At 59.3% G+C, this 21451-nt stretch carries 33 protein-coding genes; 13 read left to right on the top strand and 20 right to left on the bottom strand.

All coding sequences use genetic code 11. The features are described 5' to 3' along the window. Positions 1 to 30 precede the first annotated feature (30 nt). Entirely contained in the window at positions 31 to 237 is a 207-nt protein-coding gene (locus AC1DTN_RS21810; protein WP_477922558.1) for a hypothetical protein, read from the top strand. Here the strand turns inward: AC1DTN_RS21810 and AC1DTN_RS21815 are convergent. The 4 genes from AC1DTN_RS21815 to AC1DTN_RS21830 form a co-directional block, all read right to left on the bottom strand. Beyond that, positions 197 to 1009, bottom strand: coding sequence for a phage head morphogenesis protein (locus AC1DTN_RS21815; RefSeq protein ID WP_477922559.1), 813 nt, complete (start codon positions 1007 to 1009; stop codon positions 197 to 199). The genes AC1DTN_RS21810 and AC1DTN_RS21815 overlap by 41 nt on opposite strands. Continuing rightward, a complete protein-coding gene (locus AC1DTN_RS21820) occupies positions 1009 to 2370 on the bottom strand; it encodes a DUF1073 domain-containing protein (protein ID WP_477922560.1) in 1362 nt (453 codons plus the stop codon). Before AC1DTN_RS21820 ends, AC1DTN_RS21815 begins: the two co-directional genes overlap by 1 nt. A gap of 145 nt (positions 2371 to 2515) precedes the next feature. Next, the gene (locus AC1DTN_RS21825) at positions 2516 to 3955 is read right to left on the bottom strand and encodes a PBSX family phage terminase large subunit (protein ID WP_477922561.1); all 1440 of its coding nucleotides are present in this window, start codon (positions 3953 to 3955) and stop codon (positions 2516 to 2518) included. Next, positions 3922 to 4470 (bottom strand): terminase small subunit, encoded by a 549-nt coding sequence (locus tag AC1DTN_RS21830; protein ID WP_477922562.1) that lies wholly within the window; start codon positions 4468 to 4470, stop codon positions 3922 to 3924. The genes AC1DTN_RS21825 and AC1DTN_RS21830 overlap by 34 nt, the downstream gene beginning before the upstream one ends. 23 nt (positions 4471 to 4493) lie before the next feature. Between AC1DTN_RS21830 and AC1DTN_RS21835 the strand changes: the two genes are divergently transcribed. Beyond that, a complete protein-coding gene (locus AC1DTN_RS21835; RefSeq protein ID WP_477922564.1) occupies positions 4494 to 4742 on the top strand; it encodes a hypothetical protein in 249 nt (82 codons plus the stop codon). Positions 4743 to 4994: 252 nt separating this feature from the next. Here AC1DTN_RS21835 and AC1DTN_RS21840 read toward each other — a convergent pair whose 3' ends face one another. Then, the gene (locus AC1DTN_RS21840; protein WP_477922566.1) at positions 4995 to 5312 is read right to left on the bottom strand and encodes a hypothetical protein; all 318 of its coding nucleotides are present in this window, start codon (positions 5310 to 5312) and stop codon (positions 4995 to 4997) included. 497 nt (positions 5313 to 5809) lie between these two features. Between AC1DTN_RS21840 and AC1DTN_RS21845 the strand changes: the two genes are divergently transcribed. Beyond that, positions 5810 to 6106, top strand: a complete 297-nt coding sequence (locus tag AC1DTN_RS21845; protein ID WP_477922567.1) for a helix-turn-helix domain-containing protein — start codon at positions 5810 to 5812, stop codon at positions 6104 to 6106. Between the two features lie 110 nt (positions 6107 to 6216). Here the strand turns inward: AC1DTN_RS21845 and AC1DTN_RS21850 are convergent, their stop codons facing one another. The 7 genes from AC1DTN_RS21850 to AC1DTN_RS21880 are packed head-to-tail and all read right to left on the bottom strand — an operon-like array spanning position 6217 to position 9825. Then, complete coding sequence (locus tag AC1DTN_RS21850) at positions 6217 to 6801, bottom strand: hypothetical protein (RefSeq protein ID WP_477922569.1); 585 nt, start codon at positions 6799 to 6801, stop codon at positions 6217 to 6219. 14 nt (positions 6802 to 6815) lie between these two features. Next, on the bottom strand, positions 6816 to 7118 hold the full coding sequence (locus AC1DTN_RS21855) for a hypothetical protein (protein WP_477922570.1): 303 nt from the start codon (positions 7116 to 7118) through the stop codon (positions 6816 to 6818). After that, a complete protein-coding gene (locus AC1DTN_RS21860; protein WP_477922571.1) occupies positions 7115 to 7564 on the bottom strand; it encodes a helix-turn-helix domain-containing protein in 450 nt (149 codons plus the stop codon). The genes AC1DTN_RS21855 and AC1DTN_RS21860 overlap by 4 nt, the downstream gene beginning before the upstream one ends. Next, a complete protein-coding gene (locus AC1DTN_RS21865) occupies positions 7561 to 8319 on the bottom strand; it encodes a YdaU family protein (RefSeq protein ID WP_477922572.1) in 759 nt (252 codons plus the stop codon). Before AC1DTN_RS21865 ends, AC1DTN_RS21860 begins: the two co-directional genes overlap by 4 nt. Further along, entirely contained in the window at positions 8316 to 9245 is a 930-nt protein-coding gene (locus AC1DTN_RS21870) for a hypothetical protein (protein ID WP_477922573.1), read from the bottom strand. Before AC1DTN_RS21870 ends, AC1DTN_RS21865 begins: the two co-directional genes overlap by 4 nt. Further along, positions 9242 to 9673: a RusA family crossover junction endodeoxyribonuclease gene (locus tag AC1DTN_RS21875; protein WP_477922574.1), complete on the bottom strand. Its 432-nt coding sequence runs from the start codon at positions 9671 to 9673 to the stop codon at positions 9242 to 9244. The genes AC1DTN_RS21870 and AC1DTN_RS21875 overlap by 4 nt, the downstream gene beginning before the upstream one ends. Next, complete coding sequence (locus tag AC1DTN_RS21880; protein WP_477922575.1) at positions 9670 to 9825, bottom strand: hypothetical protein; 156 nt, start codon at positions 9823 to 9825, stop codon at positions 9670 to 9672. Before AC1DTN_RS21880 ends, AC1DTN_RS21875 begins: the two co-directional genes overlap by 4 nt. A 113-nt stretch (positions 9826 to 9938) precedes the next feature. Here AC1DTN_RS21880 and AC1DTN_RS21885 point away from each other — a divergent pair, with 113 nt between their 5' ends. Next, a complete protein-coding gene (locus AC1DTN_RS21885; RefSeq protein WP_477922576.1) occupies positions 9939 to 10184 on the top strand; it encodes a DUF982 domain-containing protein in 246 nt (81 codons plus the stop codon). Positions 10185 to 10207: 23 nt separating this feature from the next. On the opposite strand, the gene AC1DTN_RS21890 is transcribed toward AC1DTN_RS21885, so the two are convergent. From AC1DTN_RS21890 to AC1DTN_RS21915, 6 genes are all read right to left on the bottom strand, one after another. Then, on the bottom strand, positions 10208 to 12709 hold the full coding sequence (locus AC1DTN_RS21890; protein ID WP_477922577.1) for a DNA methyltransferase: 2502 nt from the start codon (positions 12707 to 12709) through the stop codon (positions 10208 to 10210). A 54-nt stretch (positions 12710 to 12763) separates the two neighbouring features. Continuing rightward, positions 12764 to 13180 carry a hypothetical protein gene (locus AC1DTN_RS21895; protein WP_477922578.1) on the bottom strand — a complete coding sequence of 139 codons (417 nt, stop codon included), beginning with the start codon at positions 13178 to 13180 and terminating at the stop codon, positions 12764 to 12766. A 329-nt stretch (positions 13181 to 13509) separates the two neighbouring features. After that, on the bottom strand, positions 13510 to 13656 hold the full coding sequence (locus tag AC1DTN_RS21900) for a hypothetical protein (RefSeq protein WP_477922579.1): 147 nt from the start codon (positions 13654 to 13656) through the stop codon (positions 13510 to 13512). Continuing rightward, on the bottom strand, positions 13653 to 13961 hold the full coding sequence (locus tag AC1DTN_RS21905; RefSeq protein ID WP_477922580.1) for a hypothetical protein: 309 nt from the start codon (positions 13959 to 13961) through the stop codon (positions 13653 to 13655). The genes AC1DTN_RS21900 and AC1DTN_RS21905 overlap by 4 nt, the downstream gene beginning before the upstream one ends. 106 nt (positions 13962 to 14067) lie before the next feature. After that, a complete protein-coding gene (locus AC1DTN_RS21910; RefSeq protein ID WP_477922581.1) occupies positions 14068 to 14400 on the bottom strand; it encodes a hypothetical protein in 333 nt (110 codons plus the stop codon). Further along, entirely contained in the window at positions 14397 to 15572 is a 1176-nt protein-coding gene (locus AC1DTN_RS21915; RefSeq protein WP_477922582.1) for a DUF2312 domain-containing protein, read from the bottom strand. Before AC1DTN_RS21915 ends, AC1DTN_RS21910 begins: the two co-directional genes overlap by 4 nt. Before the next feature lie 352 nt (positions 15573 to 15924). Here AC1DTN_RS21915 and AC1DTN_RS21920 point away from each other — a divergent pair, with 352 nt between their 5' ends. Together AC1DTN_RS21920 and AC1DTN_RS21925 are read left to right on the top strand one after the other, a co-directional pair. Continuing rightward, entirely contained in the window at positions 15925 to 16614 is a 690-nt protein-coding gene (locus AC1DTN_RS21920; protein WP_477922583.1) for a LexA family protein, read from the top strand. Positions 16615 to 16654: 40 nt separating this feature from the next. Continuing rightward, complete coding sequence (locus AC1DTN_RS21925) at positions 16655 to 17461, top strand: DUF3800 domain-containing protein (RefSeq protein ID WP_477922584.1); 807 nt, start codon at positions 16655 to 16657, stop codon at positions 17459 to 17461. Positions 17462 to 17618: 157 nt separating this feature from the next. Here the strand turns inward: AC1DTN_RS21925 and AC1DTN_RS21930 are convergent, their stop codons facing one another. After that, positions 17619 to 17921: a hypothetical protein gene (locus AC1DTN_RS21930; RefSeq protein ID WP_477922585.1), complete on the bottom strand. Its 303-nt coding sequence runs from the start codon at positions 17919 to 17921 to the stop codon at positions 17619 to 17621. Beyond that, positions 17918 to 18148, bottom strand: a complete 231-nt coding sequence (locus AC1DTN_RS21935; RefSeq protein WP_477922587.1) for a hypothetical protein — start codon at positions 18146 to 18148, stop codon at positions 17918 to 17920. Before AC1DTN_RS21935 ends, AC1DTN_RS21930 begins: the two co-directional genes overlap by 4 nt. Positions 18149 to 18315: 167 nt before the next feature. Here AC1DTN_RS21935 and AC1DTN_RS21940 point away from each other — a divergent pair, with 167 nt between their 5' ends. Genes AC1DTN_RS21940 through AC1DTN_RS21970 form a run of 7 tightly spaced genes read left to right on the top strand, consistent with a single transcriptional unit; the run spans position 18316 to position 21450 of the window. After that, positions 18316 to 18570: a hypothetical protein gene (locus tag AC1DTN_RS21940; RefSeq protein WP_477922589.1), complete on the top strand. Its 255-nt coding sequence runs from the start codon at positions 18316 to 18318 to the stop codon at positions 18568 to 18570. A gap of 5 nt (positions 18571 to 18575) precedes the next feature. Beyond that, positions 18576 to 18782 (top strand): hypothetical protein, encoded by a 207-nt coding sequence (locus AC1DTN_RS21945; protein ID WP_442206316.1) that lies wholly within the window; start codon positions 18576 to 18578, stop codon positions 18780 to 18782. After that, positions 18779 to 19030, top strand: a complete 252-nt coding sequence (locus AC1DTN_RS21950; RefSeq protein WP_477922590.1) for a hypothetical protein — start codon at positions 18779 to 18781, stop codon at positions 19028 to 19030. Before AC1DTN_RS21945 ends, AC1DTN_RS21950 begins: the two co-directional genes overlap by 4 nt. After that, positions 19030 to 19248, top strand: coding sequence for a hypothetical protein (locus tag AC1DTN_RS21955; protein WP_477922591.1), 219 nt, complete (start codon positions 19030 to 19032; stop codon positions 19246 to 19248). Before AC1DTN_RS21950 ends, AC1DTN_RS21955 begins: the two co-directional genes overlap by 1 nt. Beyond that, positions 19236 to 20246, top strand: coding sequence for a hypothetical protein (locus tag AC1DTN_RS21960; RefSeq protein ID WP_477922592.1), 1011 nt, complete (start codon positions 19236 to 19238; stop codon positions 20244 to 20246). Before AC1DTN_RS21955 ends, AC1DTN_RS21960 begins: the two co-directional genes overlap by 13 nt. Beyond that, the gene (locus AC1DTN_RS21965) at positions 20246 to 20485 is read left to right on the top strand and encodes a primosomal protein N' family DNA-binding protein (protein WP_477922593.1); all 240 of its coding nucleotides are present in this window, start codon (positions 20246 to 20248) and stop codon (positions 20483 to 20485) included. The genes AC1DTN_RS21960 and AC1DTN_RS21965 overlap by 1 nt, the downstream gene beginning before the upstream one ends. Further along, positions 20482 to 21450 carry a recombinase family protein gene (locus tag AC1DTN_RS21970; protein ID WP_477922594.1) on the top strand — a complete coding sequence of 323 codons (969 nt, stop codon included), beginning with the start codon at positions 20482 to 20484 and terminating at the stop codon, positions 21448 to 21450. The genes AC1DTN_RS21965 and AC1DTN_RS21970 overlap by 4 nt, the downstream gene beginning before the upstream one ends. Position 21451: the final 1 nt, after the last annotated feature.

Here is a 21451-nt window from a genome sequence, read left to right on the forward strand (position 1 = left end):
ACCTTTTCGATATGCACCACAAAAGCAGGCATGACCGACGAACAATTCCGAGCCTTGCGGCAGTTGATCCTTGACCAAAGCGTCAAGATCGAAGCCTTGTCGCTGGAAGTCCGGAAACTGAAGGAGATCCTCGAAACGACCGAGGTTCTCGTCGTGGAAGATGAGCGCGTCACCAGCCCCGAGCTCGACGACCTTCTCAAAACTCGACAATCCCGCGGGCCACACAACGACAGTTGATCGGCTGACCTGGCGGTAGGCCTTGCTCAGCGCCGGTAGCCTCACCCCACTTATATGTGTTTCCGTCCAGCTTCTTATGCAGCGGCCGAACGCGCTCATCGTGCGCCGTCATCCACACGTATGAAGTAACGCCTGCCTGCTGTTGCCGGATTTTGTTCAGATCCGAGTTGAACTTGCCGGTCTGGTCCCGAGCAATGAGCCGCGCYCGCCGATCCGTGATCCCGAACTGTGTCTGCAACTCTTTGCGCAGCGTCGTGACCGAATTGCCGGCGATGCTGTTCGTATAGACCGTCTGCTCGATCCGCTTCACGATGTCGTCCGACAGGCTCTGGATCAGCGATGTATTGCGGGCGACTGCCGCCTGCAGGTATTCCGCCAGATCTTCGTCGCGCACGACCGAAGATAGGTTTACGCCCAGCGCGCGCTTGGCCGTCGCCATGAAGGTTTCGGTGTGGCGCTGCGCTTCCAGATCGAGAATGCGGCTGACCGTATCCGAGCCGATCCGCTGCAACTGATTGGCCAACGCCTGCAACGATGCGAACCAAGTGCGGTCCGCATCGCCCGTGAAGGCCCGTGCGGCGCGCTTCATGTCCTGTTCCTGCTGGTAGAGCGGGATGATGTGCTCCCGCGCTTCCTTGGCGATCCCGTTGAGCATCGAGCGCAGTGCGGCATATTGCTGCTTTTCTGCAGAGAGGCGGACGTCGACCGGCGGCAATTCGACTGTCGTACCCATTGGCCGGTCGACCAATTTGGTCAGCGAATATCGGAGCATCACGCCTCGCTGGTCGGCTGCTGATCGTCCGGCTCGTCTGTCTGATCATCTCCACCGAGGTCGAACTCGCCCTTGGCGTCGGTGTCCGCCACTGCCTGGTCAAGGCCCGGGTAGAAGCTCGATTCCACAAGCTGGTTCGTCACGACGGTGCGCAGCTCGACCGGGGTGAAGATACCAGTGTCGGCCAGCGTCTTCGCCGTCTCGGCATTCATCTTGCCGATTTCCGCCAGCTCCTTCTCGGTCATCTGCTTAAGCGGAGACCACTTGTAGAAGACTTCACCGGGGCGGCTGCCCAGCGCGGAGCGGATCAGGCACTCGTCGAGGCGATAGAGCGCGGGCGTCACTTCCAGTGTCTGGATGGATGCCACGCGATCGTAATAGTTGTTCATGTCGGATTCGCCGGTGGCCGACATGCCAGCCGGAGACTGTCCGAGCAGGCGCGTAACCGGAATATCGGCGGCGCCAGCGGCCATCTGAAGGAACGACTGCATGACTTCTGGCAGCGTGGCGAACGAGACCTGCTTGCGCTCGTATTCCTCTTCCTTGTCGAGGACGAGGGCACGGTTGATGCCTTTGGCCGTCGCAGCGAGCGAGAACCGTTCCAGCAGCCGAGACCGATATTCCGGATCGGCGAGCCCGTTCATGAACTCGGGGATGCGAAACACGTCGACATTGGCTTCGAAGACGAGGCTGGCGATGTTTGCCGCCGTCGCGTCCGCATTCTTCATCGCCGAGTAGATGGATTCGATGATGCTGTCGCCCCAACCCTCGTTAACGCCGAAGTTCAGCAGGTTGTCCCCATGGGGCTCGCCGATGAAGACGGCAAACCTTGATGGGTGGATGCGGACCATCGATGAGTTACCGGTCACCTCGTAATATGACGGCTTGCCGTAGAACTCGGACAACACATTCTGATCGATCGGCCCCGCGGCAACATCGCGGCGAGACAGCGCCGTAAGGTATTTAACCCCGCCCTTCCCTGTCCGCTCGACGTTGAGGGCCTGCATGAGATCCTGCTCGCCGGTGCCGATGAACAGCGCAGCGCCACCCCACAGGCGGGCCTTGACCTTTACCTCAAGCAGCTTGTGCCAGAAGCCGAGACGGTTCTGCTCTGCCTCGATGGCTTCGATCTGGTCCTGCTCTGCCTGCCAGTCCCTGCCCTTGCGGATAGCATCCAAAGCCGGGATTTTTACGATCTTCTTGCCGAGCCAATTGCTCTTGTAGATCGCGGCGAGCTGATAGTCGTCGATGTACTGCAGGCCATAGGAGGCCGTGGCCATCTTGTCTCGGAAGGGATCGCCGAGGCCAGCGACCATCGAGCGCAGGCTGTCATTCGCCCGTAGCTGGATAACGTCACCCATTGCGGCTCTTTCTGATGTTCGGCGGGTTCTTCACGACGTCACGGGCGACCTTTGGCAGCACCTTCAGAACGCCCTTTGCCCCGGACTGCTTCCGAGCCTCGGCGATCATCTGCCGGCGCTTTTCACAAGGTCCACAGGCCATCGGTCATCCAATATTCGAGAGAGTGTAGGTCGAGCCGGTGATGTGGACRTTGTCGGCGGCGATCACAGCGTCAGCCAGATTGTGCGACTTCACGCCGAGGTCCTTTTTGAGCTTCAGCTTCGGCACGACGCGCTTCTTGCCCTCTGTTTCGACCCACCAGGGAACGCAAAGCTCGGTGAACAGTGCGTCCAGCTTCTTGGGGCTGATCGCCGACGAGAACGATAGGACATCTTCCGGCTTGATCGACTGACCTCGCGTCACCGCGTTGAAGGTGAGCATGGCGCGGCGTGCAGTGTTGGCCCACGCTTGCGCCTTGAGGTTCAGATATTCGTCCTTGTTGAGAGGACTATTTTTGTTGAACGGATCGCTTGGCTTGTCGCCATCCATAACCGCGCCGCCGGCATGGAATGCATAGTGCTTTACCTTCGATCCCTCGATCTTGTTCTGCTCATCGATGTAGCCACCGACGAAAGCGCCGACGCCGATCGTGTCGTAAGAGACTGTCGCTCCAGCGTGTTTGGCCTTTGCCCAAACGCGCTTGGCGTTCTGGACGAGCTCGTCCTTGCCGGATGACCAGTCTTCAGCATCCATGAAGATGCCGCCGATCTTGTCGGCCGTCGCGCTCTTGTCCTCGCCGTCGTCCGCTGGGTCGAAGCCGATGATATTCCGGCCAGTCAGCGAGAGCTTGAGCACCTTGTGGGCGTCGACGCAGGCTTCGAGCCATTTCCGCTTGAAGATCGAAAGCTCGCTATCGCCGAGCGGCACGCCACCGTAGATATGCTCGAACAGTTCCGGATTTCGTTCCTGCATTGCTGCGATATCGCGCAATGCCTTCGTCGATAGGAACGGGTTTTCTGTGTAGTTGATCTTATGCACTACGCAGTGAGGCGGTGGGCTCACCACGAAGTTCTTCCAAACATAATCCGTGACCAGCTTCGGGTTGAACAGCAGGATCGCCAGGCTGTCTTCCTTGCGGATCGTCGGGCCGATGACCGTCCATTGATCCTCGGTCAGCTTCTCCGCTTCCTCGACCCAGAGGATATCGACATCGGACGTGCCCTTGATGTCTTCGAGGTTTCGCTCGATGCCGTAGAAGATGAACTCCGCGCCGGTCCGGCGGTGGATGATCGTCGTCTTCTGGACGTCGTAGGCGGCTTCAAGCCCAAGGTGAGCGATCGCCCACTTCAGTTCGGTATAGACCGAATCCTGAATACGGTTCTGAAAGCGGCGGATGCAGAGAACGCGCATCCTGACGCCGACGTGGTCGACCAGGCGCACCAACTGGCAAGCCGTGTCCCTCGTTTTTGAGCTTGAGCGACCGCCGTGAAGAACCGCGATGTCCGCCTGCCCGAGGAAAACTTGCTCCCAAAAGTCGTGCAGGGCGGGATTGGTGAGATGGGTGGTGGCGTCTAGCTCTTTTCGCTGCGCAGCACTTCCCGCCATGTTCTCGTCTCGGTCTGTATCGGTGCGCCGTCTTTACCTGTGTGCTCGTGCTTCTCGACAATGAAGCCGAGCATCTTAGCGAGATCGACCAGGGCGCCCTTCTTGTCGTGCAGCTTGAACTTCACCCGACGGACGTCGCGGGCGTCTTCGCCTCTGCCATCCTTGAAGTCCTCGACGGTCACCTCCGAAAGCGCCGCGGCCTGGTCGCGCGTCAATCCGGAGAAGTTGAGATATGGGTCGCCATCGGGACCAGCTCGCATGTAGTCGAGCATGTTGGCGAAGCCGATCTTTGCCAGCTCGTCGACGATACGCTCTTTGGTGATTTCGAGCCGTTCAGCGACCTTGGCCTGCTGCCTTGAGACCTCTTCCTGCACCACAACATTTAACAACAGGCGGCTGCCTTGCTGTTGCGCCGTCTTGGCGCTGTAGCCCGCCCTGATTGCAGCTTGCGTTGCGTTGAGGTCGATCAGATACTCTGCGACGAACCGCTTCTGTTTTTCACTCAGTGCGGGCATGGGCTAACCTTAGGAGCATCGTTGTGCCGACGTTCAACTATATGTTTTATGAGACGACCGAACTCATTATTGCCGAGATCAAGAGTGATGTGGCGCTCCCCGGCATCGATGTCGGCAACGAGCTTATCCTGAACACCGACGACTATGGAAAGACAGGCGGCCTTCTTCACATCGAACACATTCGCGTGGTGACCAGCTTCTTGCAGGGTTCATTCCATCGCTACGATATTCACGTCGTCTGCCGTTTCGGGGATTCCAAGGCCGGCTTTTAGAGAGCCCCCTATCCCCTCGCCTGGCGGCTAATACGATTGGCAGGCTGTGAGGAATCCCGCAGCCATGCAGGAAACAGCTACAACGACCGCCAGAATGAGGAGCCCCCGCTTCCGGGTCGACATGACGTTTCCCTCCTCGATTACTGGCTGACTTTTTCGAATGTCAGGCGATAGACAGCGCCATACCGCCGGCCTCGGGAACGAAGAAACCCCGCCATTTCTGACGGGGTTGTCGAAGGAAGCTAAAACCGCTTAGCGGATGTAGAGCTGGAACACAGACCGCGGGTAGTAGTAGCCGTCGCTGTGGCGACGATAACCCTTGCGGTAGTCCCGGTAACCGCGATGACCGTTCCAGTAGCCGCGGCGGTCGTGACGACGTTCGTAGCGGTCCGGGTGGTGCCGGTCGCGACGCCAGTCAGGACGGCGATCTTCACGGTACTGGGCCAATTCCACGCCCGACGTCATCTGTGGATGCTGCCCGACAAGCGGGGCGGCCGAGGCCATGCCGACGCTCGATGCTGCGATAACTGCTGCAACTATAGCAGTGCCGATGCGAGAAAAACTATTCATGGTTACGCCTTTCGATTTCCAATGTTGGCGACCATGCTCTTATGGGGATGAACGTTATGTGAACTTTCCGTTCATGTTTACACCCGCCTCAGCGAACCGGGCGGGCTGAAGCGTACCAATTGGTGGGCCGCAGGGTTCCCGCTGGTCACGGCCATCCCTTTGGCCATCAGACTGTGCTTCGCCAGACCGTATTGTTTCAACGGGAAGCCGTCCGATCTCAGGAATCGAAAGCCGCCCGGATCACTCCAGACGGCTTTAAATTTTCCCACGATTTGCGTGGTTTTGCTATTGCGTCACCACGGTTTCCGTGGGATAACAATCTTACCGAAGCAATCCCGCTTCGGGAGGACTGGAGGCCACCATGAGCGTCAAGCTCACCCTTCAAGTCCGGTTCGGCAAGTGGAGAGTAACGATCTCCATAGGCCGGTAACTGGGGGCCGGAGGGGCTGCAACCTCTCCGGTTCCCAGAAATGTAGCAAACCTTCAGGAGACCTTCAATGTCTGAGGAAAATCCCTTGTCTCGACTGCGGGCCCAAGCCCGATTGTCTCAATCCGCTTTTGCGAAGGCGATGGGCGTTGCGCTTAGAACCTACGAAGATCTCGAAAACGGCCGGTCCCAGGTTAGGGAAGTTCATTTGCAAGCAGCGCGGATGGTAATCGTCCAACTCGCCGCGGTCTTCCCTGATGCGGAATACATCCCTGTGCCGCTCACGACCTACATTGAGCAGACCCTTGTCGAACACGTCAAAGCCCAAGAAAACGGGGCTGCAAATGATAATCCGACACGGAAATAAAAAAGGCCGCCCGGAGGCAGCCTGATTTGGTGAGCGTCTTGCGCAAATCACCACACTAATCACTAGATACCGTGCAAGGTTTACCTTGGCAACACTACAGATGGCGAATTTTACGGTGTTTTTCGCTTTTGGAAGCCCCAATGCACAGCCAGATCGTCCAGGGCATCGCGAAGGTAGTCGGCAAGGGTGTGCCGAGCACGCTTCGATGTACCTAGCTCGGCGATGGTGCATCCCTCCCCGGCAACCCTGCTGACGACGTCATAGTGCCGGCGGCCGAGCAGTTCCCGGCACTCCTGAAGCTTGAACCCTGCATCAATCTGGCGATCGGTGATCGGCTCGCGCGCACCTCCGCCGTCGACAGGCTCGCGGGAATAATCGAACGATCCAGCACCAGACCCGCCCAGCGATTCCCACAGGCGACGGAACTTGATGGCAGCCTCGACCTGGTGCGGCTCAAGATGTCCCTTGGCCGCCATCATGGCGATGGGGCTTTCCCGTAGGTTCATCGCGGCTGTGACGGTCTTGGGATTGCCGGGCGATCCAGCGTGGGCCTTGCTGTAGTGTGGGTTATCGATCTCGATCAGCTTCACCTTCGCATGCTGACTGCCGAGTCCGGTGAACTCGTCTACATTGGCCGCCGTCAGTCCTTTGAAGGTCCGCGCCGACCGCTTGCGCACTTTCTTCGGTTCCGCCATTTCCGTTCCCTCGCCTATACCCGTTCCACCTGAACCGTCCGGCCGCCGCCGATAAACAGCTTCTCAGCCCTGGCGCGCGCTGCTGTCGCGGGCTTGTCCATGCCCTCGAACTTCTCGCCCCGTATTTCCCTTCCGTTCATGAACGCCACCATGTGCTTGAGGCACTCCTCTGCAGCCTCGCCTTTGCTGCTGAACACCTTCGGCCTGTCTCCCGTGTCCATGACCGGCGACGGCTGGCTATCGCGGCAAAGCCGGATCATGGCCCAGTAGCCGAAGCCACCGGGGATGCGGCGAGGATATGCGCTATATCGATTCATGCCACACCTCGCTTCGCTTCGACCCTGCGGACAGAATGCAGCATCGTTGTATGGTCACGGCCTCCGAACAGGCGACCGAGAGCCGGGAAGCTCATGCCGAACTTGTGGTGCAGCTCCCAGATCAATTGCTGCCTCACCTCGACGGTCGGGCGGCGCCTGTCAGGTCCGATCATGTCGCGATAGAGAACATCAAGTTCAATGCACCGGTCCTTGAGGTAGGCGAGAGGCCGGTTCCCGACGCGGTCTCGCCATTCGACGAGGTGCGCATCGAAATGGATATCCTTCACCAGCCACAGAGGAACCTTCTTGGTGACGAACCTTGCCGCCGCTTCAATGACGACGGGCTCTGGCGGAACGACCACCGGATTGAAGCAGCGCTCATGCACCGCCGCATAGTGGGCTCGCATCTCGGCTGCGCTGGTGAACTGTCTGGCTGTGACGATCATCTGAAACTCCGGTTCGAACGCTCGATTTCCTGGGCTAGGTATTCGGCTCGCGACTGCGTGGTTTGCAGGTGAGCGATGCCGTTTGGCTTTGGAGGCAGCTTGTCAGGCGGCTTTGCGGGCTGGTCCTTCCAGCGGTCGTCGGAAAGCCACTTCACGGGTGAGCACCACTGGCGGTCGTCGGTCTTGGCGGCATACGCACGGACGCCGGCCATCATCTCGTCGAGGCTGGCGCGCTTGATGGCTTGGGAGAAGGCTTTCTCCGCCGAAGGCTTGCCGATCTTGTTGGGGTAGGCTTCCCAAAATTCTTCGAATTGAAGATTGGTCTCAGGCGCGCTCGCGTCTTCCGAAGGAACTCTGGTTATGGTCTCTGGAAGATGCTGTGGCGAACGCATAGCATTCGCCATGCGCGCCTCCTGATCTTTCAATGCCTTAGCGCGACCACCTTCGGCCCCTGCGGCGGCTCTCGAATGAGATTTACTTTCGCTTTTGAGGAGCTCTTTTGTCAGACGGTTGTGGCGGACAAACTCACCGTCGACCTCGAAGAAGGCCATCAAGTCATCTGAGACCGCTTTCCACTTCTTGACCGACATGCGGGCGACGCGTGCTAACTTGGCTTCGTCAGCTGGCAGACGCCCCCCTGCGTTCCACATTGCCATGAGAAGCAGCATGTAAGCGCCAATCTGCTCGGTGGAGAGCGACAGCGTGTCTCCTATGAAGTCGGACACATAAAGCTGCATGAAGGGACGTTCGCTCATACAAACAATCCCTGTGCTGCATCATAACGGGCGCGGGGAACGCGCCGGACGGACGGGTCATAGTCTTCGAAGCGAGGCGCTACCGATCGCCACATCCGGTTGTTGGCCCAGCGGGCGACGGCGCGGAGCTTCTTGGCGGTCCAGTCGTGCTTGACGTGCGGATCTCGCGTGAGTGCGATCAGTTTCATGAGCGGCTGGCAGAAGGGTTCTCCGCCCCACTCGATAACTTCGCGAACGCGCTGCATGCAGGCCTCGTAGGGCTCATTGCCGAGCAGCGTGTAAATCTGGATCTTCCGAGGCGGGACACCGGCGCTGCGCAGGATCGCCATCGCCTCGCGGATGAAATCGCGTTCTACCAGATCGTCATAGGCAAGACGCCATACACCCCGATTGATCGCGCACCAGCGCTCGAAAACCTTGGCGTTGAAGGTGCGAGGCTCGAAACCGCTGTTGGCGTCTAGGAGCGGCACGCCTTCCGCCTGGTAGCGGCTGACGATGTGATCCTGATAGTCGTCAGGTAGGCCGGACAGGTTATTGTCGCAGAGCACCGGCAGGACAAGGAAGTCTGGCACCTGGGTGAAAGCGCCTTCCATAAATGGCACGATGCAGAACGAGCACTTTTCAGAGCACCCACGACTAGCGATCGTCGCGGCCGGATTGTGCTTTTGCAGGGCGCCGTCGTATCGGCCGGGATTGCCGGCGCCACGCGGCACCCAGGCAACATCTTCCATGTACTTCTGTGTCTTCAGGTGCGCGAGGGCGGGGCCGCCGGCAAATACCTTCTTGCCGGTGCGGCTGTAATAGATCGCCCACTGCCGCGCCTCAGGAAGCTTGAAGGTGAAGGCGCAGGAAATGTACGCGCGATCGCCTTCGACCCAATGAGCGAGACCGCCCGACCATTGGCTTTCTGGTCCGGTCCACTTCATAGGCAGGCCTCCACATCGATGACGACGGCATGACCGGGCAGCTCGTCAATCCACCGAGCCATTACGCTTTCTGCCAAGCTGTCGTCCTGCACGACCCCGGCCTTCACCAAGGCGTCAGAAATTGGCTTGATAATGTTGTCGATGTCGCGGGCGCGCTTCGAACGCCAATGGCGCTGTGCCACGATCGAGAGGTGATAGGGACCATCGATCTTGCCGACGGCCTGGGACGCGATCTCCGCAACAGCGGCCTTGCGCCAGTCGGTATAGCCATCGCTTTTGACGCTGATAACCTTGCCTTCCTTGATAAAGGACTTTCGAAGGCCGTTGGCGGACGGCGGCATATCGGTGATGAGGATGCGGGCGGACGAAACCGCCTTGGGCTCGACGAACTGCTCTCGGTACTGCTTGGCTGACATGCGCTCGTTCATGCCGGCCTCCGGCGATACTGGACGCGCTTCTGGTACCGGCGCTCCATGAGTGCGTTGATGAGGCGATCGGCTTCTGGTGGGGTGACGCAGAGGAGGAGCGCAATGCGCTCGACGTCAGGGCCGCAAATCTCGTAGGCTTCGAGGAAGGTCATAGGCGCGCACCCCGGCCTTTAGTCGCATACGCACCAGGGACCTCAGTCCGATAGCCGGAACGAGTGGGCAGGCTGCGAATTTCATCCGCGGTGAACACTCCTGAGGTGACAACATGAGCGACGATCTGTGGGACAAGCCAATTGAATTGATGATCGACAACTCCGATCATTTCCGGAGCATCGGCAGCACGCGGGATGCCATGGCGTGCCTGATGACCTCTTGGCCCACAAAAGGAGGCAAGTCCTTTTCCGCTGCTCGGCGAGCCTGTCTGGCCTCGATCGATGGGAAGGTCGCCAGAGAAAAAGCACAGCTCGCCTTCATTCGCGCGGCTGAGGAAGCCGGCATCCTCAGGCGTTGATGGGCCTTGAGCATCCCTGGACTTCATGCGGCCGCCTCCTGGCGCTCGAAGATGTCGAACATGGTTGGCGTGGAGATTTCGCGCTCCATCGCCTGCAGGTACTTGATGCCGTCGAGGAAGTAGCCAGGGTTCAATTCCGAGGCTCTACCGCGGCGGCCGAGCCTAAGGGCTCGGTACGGAACGGTGAAAAGGCCGCCGAACGGATCAAAGACGAGATCGCCTTCATTCGAAAACCGCTTGATGAGACGATCAACGATATCGAACTGAAGCGGGCAGATATGATTCTCGAGCCCCTTCTTGGTTTGATCGCCGTTCAAGGTCCGCATGCGGTTCACATCATGCCAAGTGAAGTCATCATGAGCGCCTGGCGCCAAGCTCATGAAGGTGGAAGGCAGCGCGCCGCGGACTTCGAGCGCCTCGCCGATCCGAATATGCGTCTCGTAGTCATAGACGTTCTTCAGGGTCCAATCGGTGAACGCCTTTGCGAGCATATCTGGGCCCATGGCCGCCAGCTCATCAGGCGTGAGCAGCCGGTCGCCTGACGATCGCCAGAAGGCGTGCGCGTCTACCTGCCAGCGAGCCCGGGTGTAATCTTCCTTATCCTTGGAAACCCGATCGTCTGCATAAGCTTTCGAGCGGTCGGTCGGCAGCTTGCGGAACAGCAGGACATATTCCGGCGAGCCTACGCCCATCTTCGTGCCGTCTTTGCAATTCTCCGTCCAGCCGAGGCGATAGGTCTGGTTGTTCTCCCGCACGACATCGGTGTTGATCGTGATCATCCCCATGTAGGCGAAGCCGTGGGAGATCGCATTCATGGCGGTCTTCATGTGGAATGGATTGACGGTCGGCATGCCCATGCCGGTGACGTTGCCGAACATGATGCGGTCTTTGGTGTGGCAGGCATAAACCCGGCCGGGCTTCAGGATCCTGAGCAACTCGGGCGTGAGGAAATCCATCTGCTGGAAGAAATGATCATCGCTGTCGGTGTGGCCGAAGTCGTTGTAGCTCGGAGTGTATTCGTAATGGTTGGAGAAAGGGATAGAGGTGACGATCAGGTCGACCGAATTGTCGGCCATGGAGCGCGCCTCTTCGACGCAATCGTTATTCGCGACCAACCAACCCTCGCCTTTCGCCTCGATGCGTTCAACACCAATCGAGCGCGTCAGGACCTCAGCAGCCGACAGCTTGTCGAGCCCATGCTCGCGAATGATCTCGCTCATTTTTTCGACCATGCGATTATGCGCCTCCCACTTGCCCTGCAGAGTCCGCAGCACTTCGCGCTCGCTCTCGGCGTAGATGATGTGAATTTCGACCTGGCTCGTCTGCAGGAAGCGGTAGATGCGGTGCAGGGCCTGGATGAAGTCGTTGAATTTGAAGCCGATGCCTAGAAAGATCGCCTTGTGGCAATGGCGCTGAAAGTTGCAGCCGGAGCCGGCGATGACAGGCTTTGCGGCGAGGTATTGGAATTTGCCGTCGCTGAAATCGACGATGGCTTGTTCCCGCTGCTCAAGGTCCTGGCTTCCATAGATCGACACCGATCCTGGTACCGCCCTCTCAATCGCACGGCGCTCATCCTCCAGATCATGCCAGATGATGAAATGATCGTCCGGCGCGTCGGCGAGGATCTCGCTCATCTTGGCGATACGAGCGTCTAGTGTGTCGCGCTTCTCCCGCGAGGCAGAGACGACGCCGATGGCCGTATCTCGGAACAACGCCGATTGCCCGTCGCGATCGACGCCGCCATCGGCAATGTTCGACTGAACTTCGTGATAGGTCACGGCGAAGGGCGGCAGATCATAGCCCTCGTCCGAATAGCCGAGGTCCGACGGCCGCTGAAGGAAGATCGCCCACGAATTCAGCCAAAGCCAGAACTCGCGCTCCTTGTGAGGATAGAGCGTGAGATTGTTCGCCTGAGTGCTGTCGCGCTGGAAAAAGCGGGTCAGGGCCTGGCCGGTGTCCATGATGCCGAGAAACCCGGCATAGTGGATCAGCTCTTTGTATCGGTTCGGGCTTGGCGTGGCCGTAGCTACAAACCGGTACCGCACGCCATCGAACAGCGAAAGGAATGTCTGATAAGTCTTCGAGCCGTAGGAGCGGAGCACCGAAGCCTCGTCGAGCGACACGGCGTCAAAGGCGTTCGGGTCAAGCTTGCCGTCACGCACGGTCTCGTAGTTCGTCATGTAAATGCCAGTTTCGCCGGCTTCTTCGATGCGACGGATAAACTTGATATCGACGCCGAGCATCTGGCCGTCTCGGCGGAACTCCTGCCGGACGCCGAGCGGAAGGACGATCAGCGCGCGGCCGCCGGCGATCTTTGTAATCAGCCGCAGGATTTCGATCTGGATCACAGACTTGCCGAGGCCGAAAGCTGCGAAGATCGCGCGCTTGCCACCGCGAACCGCCCAAACCACCATGTCGCGCTGATGAGGTTTGAGGATCGGGTTCACGTCGACCGGGTCGACCCGAAGGCCGGATACCGGGGCGAGACGGATCTTGTTCTTGAGAAAGTCAGCATACGCGTTCACTTGCCGTCCTCCTCTTTCAGCTCCGGGCAAACCCATTCCGCCAGGCCCGCAGCCTTATCTCGAAGCCACATCGCCAGAGCGTGCCGCCGATCGAAGCTGAGCCATCTGACGAAGACGCTCGGTTTTGGCTTTGTATTCGGCATGGGTGTCCCTCGCGTTTCTCAGTGCCTCTGCCGTCTCGTAGAGCTCCACCATCTGGAAGTGCTGCACGATGCGGCTTTCTTTGTTCCACCACCCCCGCAGGCGGCGTTCAGTCCATTGATTTTCTGGATCTTCGCGATGAGGAAAGCGCTCGCGTAGTTCGCGGCAGGCGGTCCGGAGCATGTCGCCGATGTGGCGCCTCGCTCCGATCTCCTCGACCAAGAAATTTGCTATTGCTACGTCACTCATTTTTTTACTGATGCCCTGTTTTAGCTTTCCCGAATCTTCGGGTGAGATTTCCGGCATTTCCTGTTTCTCCTGTGCGATCACTGTCTCGTTCCAAGGAGACGCCGATGCGCAGGACCGATACTGAAAACGACAGAGGAGAGAGCCTTGCCGGGCCTTCGCCCTCTGTCGCCGGCCCGCCGTCTGGGCAAACCGTCATTTCATTCCGCAGAGCCGAAACAACCGCCGCGTCCGGCTCTGCTGCAGGTGGCGATCCGCCGTCGCCACCTGACAATTGGGAGCCCCTTGTCTCAGCCACTCACGCTGTCGTTTTGCGCCTGGCGAATAAGAGGATCCGCATAAGGGTGACTGGTCCCGGCGCCTTGGGAGGTGAAGACCGAGACCAGTCGTGACGATCCGAGGGGGTGAGACCGTCAGTTCGAGTTTGCCGGCCGCCGCCGACGGAATTGCACAACCACCGGAGAGCCGTTTTCATCGACCAGAGGAGACTTTTCGTGGATGTGCTTTGCGAGAGCGAAGACGCCGAAGAGGTAGATCGCGCCGAAAACCACGATGCTCATGCTGGCACCTGCTCGGTCTTCGGCGTCAGCATGGCCTTGAAGATGGAGATATCCGTCTTGCGCTCGACGATGGGCCTGAACGCTTCGGCGTCGAACGACACCTCAGTCATTCCGCCTTGGTACATCAGAACAGGGTTGCAGATCTCCGCGAGCCTGACGAACGTCAGCTGGTAGCGGTCGTCGAACTCAACGGTCCGTAGAGTGTAGACCTTGCCGTGTTCCGGATATCGAACCCCGGCATACCTATCCCTCGCGAAGTCGTCCCTGATGCAAACCACCTTCTGCCCAACTCGGAAATTGCACATGGCTATCTGGCTCCCGGTCTTGAAATTTGCTTTCGATCGAGCCCGACGCCGCGTTCAATCGCGCGCTGGGCAATCGCGTCTATTGAGGATGGCGGGAGGATCGGCGTCATTTGCGCGCCTCCGGAAACTCATGCTTGGTAATCATAAATGGCTGATGGCCGTGGGCGACGAGAACGCGATCGATCTCGCGGATAGCCTGCACCCGGGTGAGGCGCTTCGGCTTGCGGTTCTCGTCAATCTTCCTGACGATGTAGAAGGATTTGTCCGTCTTCAGCTCGTAGCCGAAGCTCCTGAACAGATCCCGCAGATAGAGCCATTCGCTGCTATGGCCCCGCTTGAAGGTGCGGACCTCGCCGCCCTTCGCCGTGAAGTCGATCATCATCGACGTCAGCTCGGAGCGGGATGGGCCGGGTTGCTGTTTGTGGTTGGTGAAGTTCATGCCGCCACCTCAGTCTGCTTGGACGCACGGATGCAGGAGGCACAATGCGTGCTTCCATAGCCGCCGCAGTGTTCGCCAGGGTTCCGGCAGAGTGGACGAAGAGGTTTGTGGGCAGGAGCAGGTTTGACGAGAGCCCCTGCCCTCTGTGCGGCTTCACTCTGCGCGTTTACATGACCGCCTCCTGCGTTGGCGTCGGCGTTCCCGTCGAGGCTGTGGCCTTCTTCGCGATCCTCACTCGGATCGATCTCGGAATTGGTGTTGGTGGCTCGCTCCGATTCAGCGTTGCTATGAAGCGACTTGACGTCGCGCCGGCCTGGAACGGGGTTCGAGCCCGTTTCCATTTTTTCGCCGCTATCATCGGAGCTTGGTATGCCCGGTTCGCCACCGGAAACCGCTGGATCCGCGGGCCGGCTTCCATTCGAGACGGTTCCGCTCTCGGTACCGACAACTGTCACGCTCTTATCGACGACGTTCTCGACTGCAACTCTTGCGGCCTTGCTGCTGTAGCCGCCGGTTTCCTCCGCACTGGTCRGCGCTGCAGCAACCGGAAAGCCGCCCACCGTCTCGGGATTGGACGCAGGGACAGGAGCCGAAGCTTCCTGCTCTCGGACGCCCTGCCGCCCGCCGTCAGTCGTTCCGGCCTCAGGAGACCGCTGACGGTCTGCATCTCCTTCGGCCCGATCCTCCGCCTCAACAGAAGACGCGCCCTTGGCCTCGCCTTCCTCTTCGGGGTTCGTGTGGAATTCTTCTTCCGCCTCTTCCTGCTCGATAAGGATATCGACAGCAGCGATCAGCGCGGCGCGACCGGCTTCGGTCTGCATGCCGTCGACGACCTGCTTGACGAGGCGTGGATTGATGTCTTCGAGGATTTCGCCGGTCTCGGCGTCGAACTTTTCCTCATGCGTATGCGCGATAGCAACTGGCGTGCCAGATGCGCGCTGATATGCATGCAGGTACGTGTCGAAGATGCTTTCGGCTTCCGCAACCGCGCCGGCACCTTGCTTCAGTTCCCTGCGCAGGTGGGCGACGAGCTTGCCCATGATGGTCTTGTCGTAGCCTTCGGCCTTGGCCTCGGCATAGATTTCACGGATATCGTCGCCGATCGTGTCCTGCTCTTCCTTCAGGCGAAGGACGCGGTCGATATAGGCTTTGAGTTGTTTGTCGGCCGTCATGCTGCCACCTCGGCGCCAGACTTGGTCGATAGGAACATGTCTCCAGGTATCTCGATCCCGTTAGCTTTCGCATATGCCCAAAGCTTCTGGGCTGGCTTCAACGGGATAATGCCGTCGGTGCCTCCCTTCTCTCTCGGCTGCGTCCACCGATACACCCGCGTCCGATCGGCGCCGGTTATTTCCTGGACGGCTTCGGGTCCGCCAAAGCGATCAATGATCGAAGCGGCAGGCTCTAACTTTTCGGGTGCGCTCTGTTCCATGCCGTTACTATGCGATAATCGCACAGCCATCGTCAAGTGCTTTGTGCTTCAATCGCACGCGACCACGCATTTTCCCTATGCGAAAATGCCATATGCTTGAAGATCCATACAAAAAATGGGTGATCGATAATCTGGAGAAGCCGGGGAAGTCCCAGACAGGACTTGCCAAGGCGCTAGGTTTGCACCCGTCCGCCATCAACAAGGTCGTCAGCGGCAAGCGGCAGCTCAAGTCGCATGAGGTTGCCGGCGCAGCGTCCTATTTCGGAGAAGCCGCGCCAGGGAGCCAAGAGATAACGCCGTCAGAGGCAAAGTGGGTGCAGGCGAGAAAGGTTGGCATCGTCGCGGCGAGTCTTTTCCGCGAGGTGGATGAGTTCGACCAGTCCGAGCCGGAGGAGATCACTGTTCCGCGTGACGAGAACTTCCCCAACGCCCGCCAGCTCACATTCGAGGTCGAAGGCGACAGCATGAACCAGTTGCGGCCACGGCCGATTCTGCCAGGCGATACGATCGTCGCAACAGCTTATGAGGACATCGCGCACCGTGTCGTGCTTCGCGATGGAATGGTAGTTGTCGTCCAGCGCACGCGAGACGGCGGCCATATGCGGGAATGGTCAGTAAAGCAGATCGAGATCTATGAGGACAGGACCGAGTTTCATCCTCGATCGAGCAACCCGAAGCACAAGCCTATCGTCGTTGAGCGCCAGTTTGACGCTGACGACGGGGTCAGCGTCGAGGTGATTGGGATCGTGAGGATGGTCCTCAATACAATGCCAGGCTTCTAATTAAATGTCGGGCGCTCCGGTAAAACGTTTCGTGGCCTATGTGGACGAAGCCGGCGACGAAGGTTTCGGAAAGCTTGGGGGCGAGACGTCCGGCCAGTCGAACTGGTTTTCGATAGGCGCCGCTATCGTCGACGAGGCAAACGACAAGCTGCTTCCGAGTTGGCGCGACGAGGTCATGAGCAAATTTGCCAACCGCAAGAATCGCGACCTTCATTTCCGCGACCTAAACCACGACCAACGCGTCCATGCCTGTTCGACGATCGCCACAAAACCGATAGGCGGCTGCGTGATTTCATCCTGCAAGGTGACGATCCTCGACGCTGAGGAACTCGAGATCTTCAAAAGGCCCCAGCACCTCTACAACTACCTCACTCGGTTTCTGCTCGAGAGGGTTACGGCTGCTTGCAAGAAACGGGCGGCTGCCGAAGGCGCGAACGCATCCCTCCGTGTCGTTTTCTCCAGGCGCAAGGGTACCGATTACGACAAGATGAGCGAGTATCTTGCGTTCATGCGCGACGGGAAGGAGAAGATGACGCCTGTTCGATCGATCGATTGGTCCGTCCTCGATCCATCAAATATCGCCGTCGAGAACCACAAAGTGAGGGCCGGTCTGCAGGTCGCGGACCTATTCACCAGCGCCGTTTGGAAAGCACTTGAGCCGAATGGCTACGGCAACTGCGAAGATCGATATGCCAAGATACTCGCTCCCCGCTTAATCAAGCATAACGGCAACACGCTCAACTGCGGCCTGACAACGATCCCGCCATACTCGAAGTGCCCGCTCACCGAGGAGCAAAAGTCTTTTCTCGATTGGGTGATAGACCAAAGGAAAAAGGCCCGGAACTAGCCGGGCCTCTTCTGCGAGCCCCTGGGCCCCTGTCCCACACTGCTCAGAGTGCTGCCGCCTTTCGGCAACTTGGGGCGATTCCAGCGCTTGCTCACAAGAACAAAATAGGAATGTTTTCGTTAAGATCAAATGAACTTTCGTTACAATGACGCAAGGTTCAGGCTGCGAAGCTACGTCTGCCCTTAAGATCGAACTCATTGCAAGCATTCGCTATATCCTGCAGGAGCCAGCGTGCCGGCTGGTCGCACATGTAGCTCTTGCCGTCATCCCCCACGAAATTCATGATCGGCAGGACGCAGAATACTTCGTCGTCTCCGACCGGCGCGAACGGACCGACTTTAAAGTCGTAGCCCGGGAACCGGTGAGACAGATAATTTTCCAGCCGGTCCTTCGCAGCCGCCACGGCCGCCCGCCGCTCAAACGGCGGCACGATGATAAAGCTCAACACTTCTCTGTTCATTCTACGCTCCCACCGCTGATCGCAAATAGCTTGCCGATCGAGCTTTCGCAGTGTGCGCAGAAGAACTGGACGTGATCCAAATATCCTTCCTGCGCGAGGTCGCACATGTCGTTCGGAACATAGGTGTCAGAAGGCACCTCCAGAACCTGTGAACTCTCCCGAAGGCAGTTCTCGCACCGGATGTGCAGCCGCATCGGCGACTGCGATTTCATCACTGCTAACCCCATAACGTTCTCCTTTCGTTCCCATGAAAGCAGAACCTCAATCGAGAGTCGAATCGATTCTCATGTGCGACCCGAAAAAATAATTGTGCGATTATAGCACTCTTTTCCCTTGCGCTTGTTGTGCGATTATCGCATAGTATCTCCATCAACGAAACGCCAAGGCGACGAGGATGGACGAGATGACCCACTCAATCGAAAAGCTCTTCGGCTACGAAGTCCGCTACCTCGCCTACTTCGGCAATGGCGCGTTCGAATGGGTATCCGACCCCTGCGACAGCTACGTGCTGAAGTACGACAACGATCAGCTCGACGAGGCCGCCGACGATGTCGAGGCCCACGGCGGTGAACTGGTTTCGTTCCCGCATCGCGGCGGCGGCACCCCTCAGGTCGTCACCCCCACCATCACATTGATCGCCGCGGAGTAACGGCCATGACTTATCCAGAAGCAATCCGTGCCTTGAACAATCTGGCCTATGACGCGGCCAAAGCCTGCCCGACCGAAGAGGAGAAGCGTCAGCTTCGGCAGATTTGCTTTCAGCTCGACGCGCTCGTCGAGGCGCTTCCGAGCCGCACCGCTGATTTCCGCGGAGAGGTTCCGGCCCTTCAGTCCGCACTCGTTCAGGGAGCACGGATATGAGCCGGAGCAAGAACAAGCAGCTCCCTCACCTTTGCGGCACCTGCAAGCAGTCTTTCGGAAGCGACAACGCAATCCGGATGCACATCCGTGACGCCCACAGGGGTCGGCTCACCGTCATCTACCAAGAAGTGTCGTCGGTAGATCTACGGGAAAAAGAGCCGTCATTCGCCGATCGCGCCATTGCCGCCAGCCTGGACATGGCGATGGGCATCCCGACCGATGACGGTTGGCTTTTGGGAGAGGGCTGATGACCGACATTCAAGGCCGCCTCGCCGACATCAACCGCCGCGCCGAGCCTGTCCTCGAAGGATACGCCCGCCTTCACACTGCGATCAGCAAGGCAATCACCCTCATCCTCACTCTGGCCGCCGTCGGCGTCCTCACCGTCCTCTCTTTCGCGCCGACCGAGCAGAGCCTCAAGGCAAGCGCGCTTATCAACCAGGAGCAAATCACATGGCAGAAGTGAACGTTTGGGCGTGGTGGCAGAACGCCCTCGCCGGCAATATCGGCCCGATCCACGACGGCGATCCTCAGCAGGGTTATTATCGCACCCGCTTCAAGGACAAGCCGTGGGAGCCGGTCGCCATCTGGTTTGAGGATGGCAAGTGGCATGCGATGCGCGGCGATCATCAGGTTGACGCTTCCGATGTCTGGACGTGGTGCTGCCGCAACCCGATCAGCTATGAAGCCTACACCAAGGCGATCGAGGGCGCTGGCTGGGATGACGAGCCGGAAACTCCTGCCATCGGTCACAACCTTCCGACCGATCCGTTCGAAGCCCTGCAGGTCGAGTTTGCCGCCGAGCGCGAACAGGCCGAAGCCTTCATGAGGAAGCCGATCACGACGCAGGCGGAAGCCGATCGCGCCGCGATCTGGTCTAAGCGCCTGTCGACGATCGCGAAGAAGGCAACCGACCTTCACAAGGTCGAGAAGCAGCCTCACCTCGACGCCGGTCGAGCGGTCGACGACAAGTGGCGCACCCTTAAGGATGAGCCGGACGCGATCAGCAAGAAGCTGAAGCGGCACATGGATGCCTTCCTGCAGGAGGAAGCGCGCAAAGAGCGCGAGCGCCAGGCTGCGGCGCGGGCAGAAGCCGACCGCATCCAGCGCGAAGCCGATGCGGCTCGTGTCGCGGCCGAGAGAGCAGCGGCGAAGAACGACAACGACGCCGCGGCAATCGCTGCGCAGAACAACGCCATCGCCGAAGCCGAGCGTCTAGCTCAACAGGCAGCGGCAGCCGAGCGCGATGCTCAGGCACGCAATGCTTCGGCAGGCCGGACCGGCGCGAAAGTCTCGCTCCGCACCTTCGTCTATGCCGAGGTGACCGACTTCGACGCGCTCCTCATGGCGCTGAAGGACCGGGCAGAGATAAAGGAAGTCGTAGAGACCCTTGCCAACCGTGCGGCGCGTTCCGGCGTCGAACTGGCCGGCATGGCGATCCGCAGCGAGCAGAGGGCGGCCTAATGACCGAAGCAACCGCACTCCTCGTCGCCGCTATCAAGTTCAAGTGGCAGAAGGACGAGAAAACCTATGATTACTTCATCCCGGCCGAACTGACCGTCAATGTCGGCGACAAGGTCGTCGTCGAGACCGCGCGTGGCGAAACCACGGTCGAGGTCGTGGCGATCAAGGCCGAATCCGAGATGGCGCAGAAGAAGATTGTTCGCGTCGTCCAGCCCGAAGCCGAAGGAGAGCAGGCATGAACAGTCATGTCCCGACCCTCTCAGGCGGCGGCAATGTCCTCGCCATCGTTCCGCAGACATTCGAGGAGACTATGCGCATCGGTCGCGCCGTGGTCGCCTCTGGCCTCGCTCCGGCAGCGCTCATCGGCAAACTAGAAGGCGAACCAGCAGCGGCAGCAGTTGCAGTCGCTATCATGTCCGGCGCCGAGCTTGGACTTAAGCCTATGGTCAGCCTTCGCAGCTTCACCGTGATCAACGGCCGGCCCGCCCTCTATGGCGATGGCCTGATCAACGTCGTGCGCATGTCCGGCAAGGTCGCCTATCTCCGGACCGGCTGCGAAGAGCGCAACGGCAAGATGGTCGGTTTCTGCGAGGCCAAGCGCCTCGACACCGGCGAAGAAAAGCGGGTCGAGTTCTCCCAATCCGACGCCGAGCGCGCTGGTCTGTGGCAGACGAAGGCCACAGTCATCAAGTGGAACAAGTGGGACAAGAAGAACGAGGAGAAGCCGAACGACAGCCCCTGGTATCGCTTCCCGCAGCGCATGCTTGCGTGGCGCGCCGCTGGCTACTGCCTTCGCGAACTCTTCGGCGACGTTCTTGGCGGTATCCGAGACGAGTTCGAAGTGGGCGAGATCGCCGAAGCCGAAGCGATGCGCGACATCACCCCACCGGTTGAATCGGTCGAGAGCAAGCCAACTCCTCCCAAGCCTCCGAAGCCGCCTGCTCCGCCGTCCGCCAAGACGATCGACGCCGATCCGGTGACTGAACAGCCAGCCAGCGAGAGCGAGTTTGTTCTCGGCGATTTCCTCGATGAAATCGAAACGGCTTTGGGCGGCGCGAAGGACGAGGCCGACGTCGAAGAGATCTGGAACGACTTCGACGCGCCCGCCGTGCTTGAGACGGAAGGCCATGCCGACATGATCGATGCGGCCTTCGCGATCAAGACGCGCCGCCTCGCACAGCTTTCGCCGATGAACGGAGGCTAGC

Source organism: Rhizobium sp. 01T444 (genome assembly GCF_056398305.1).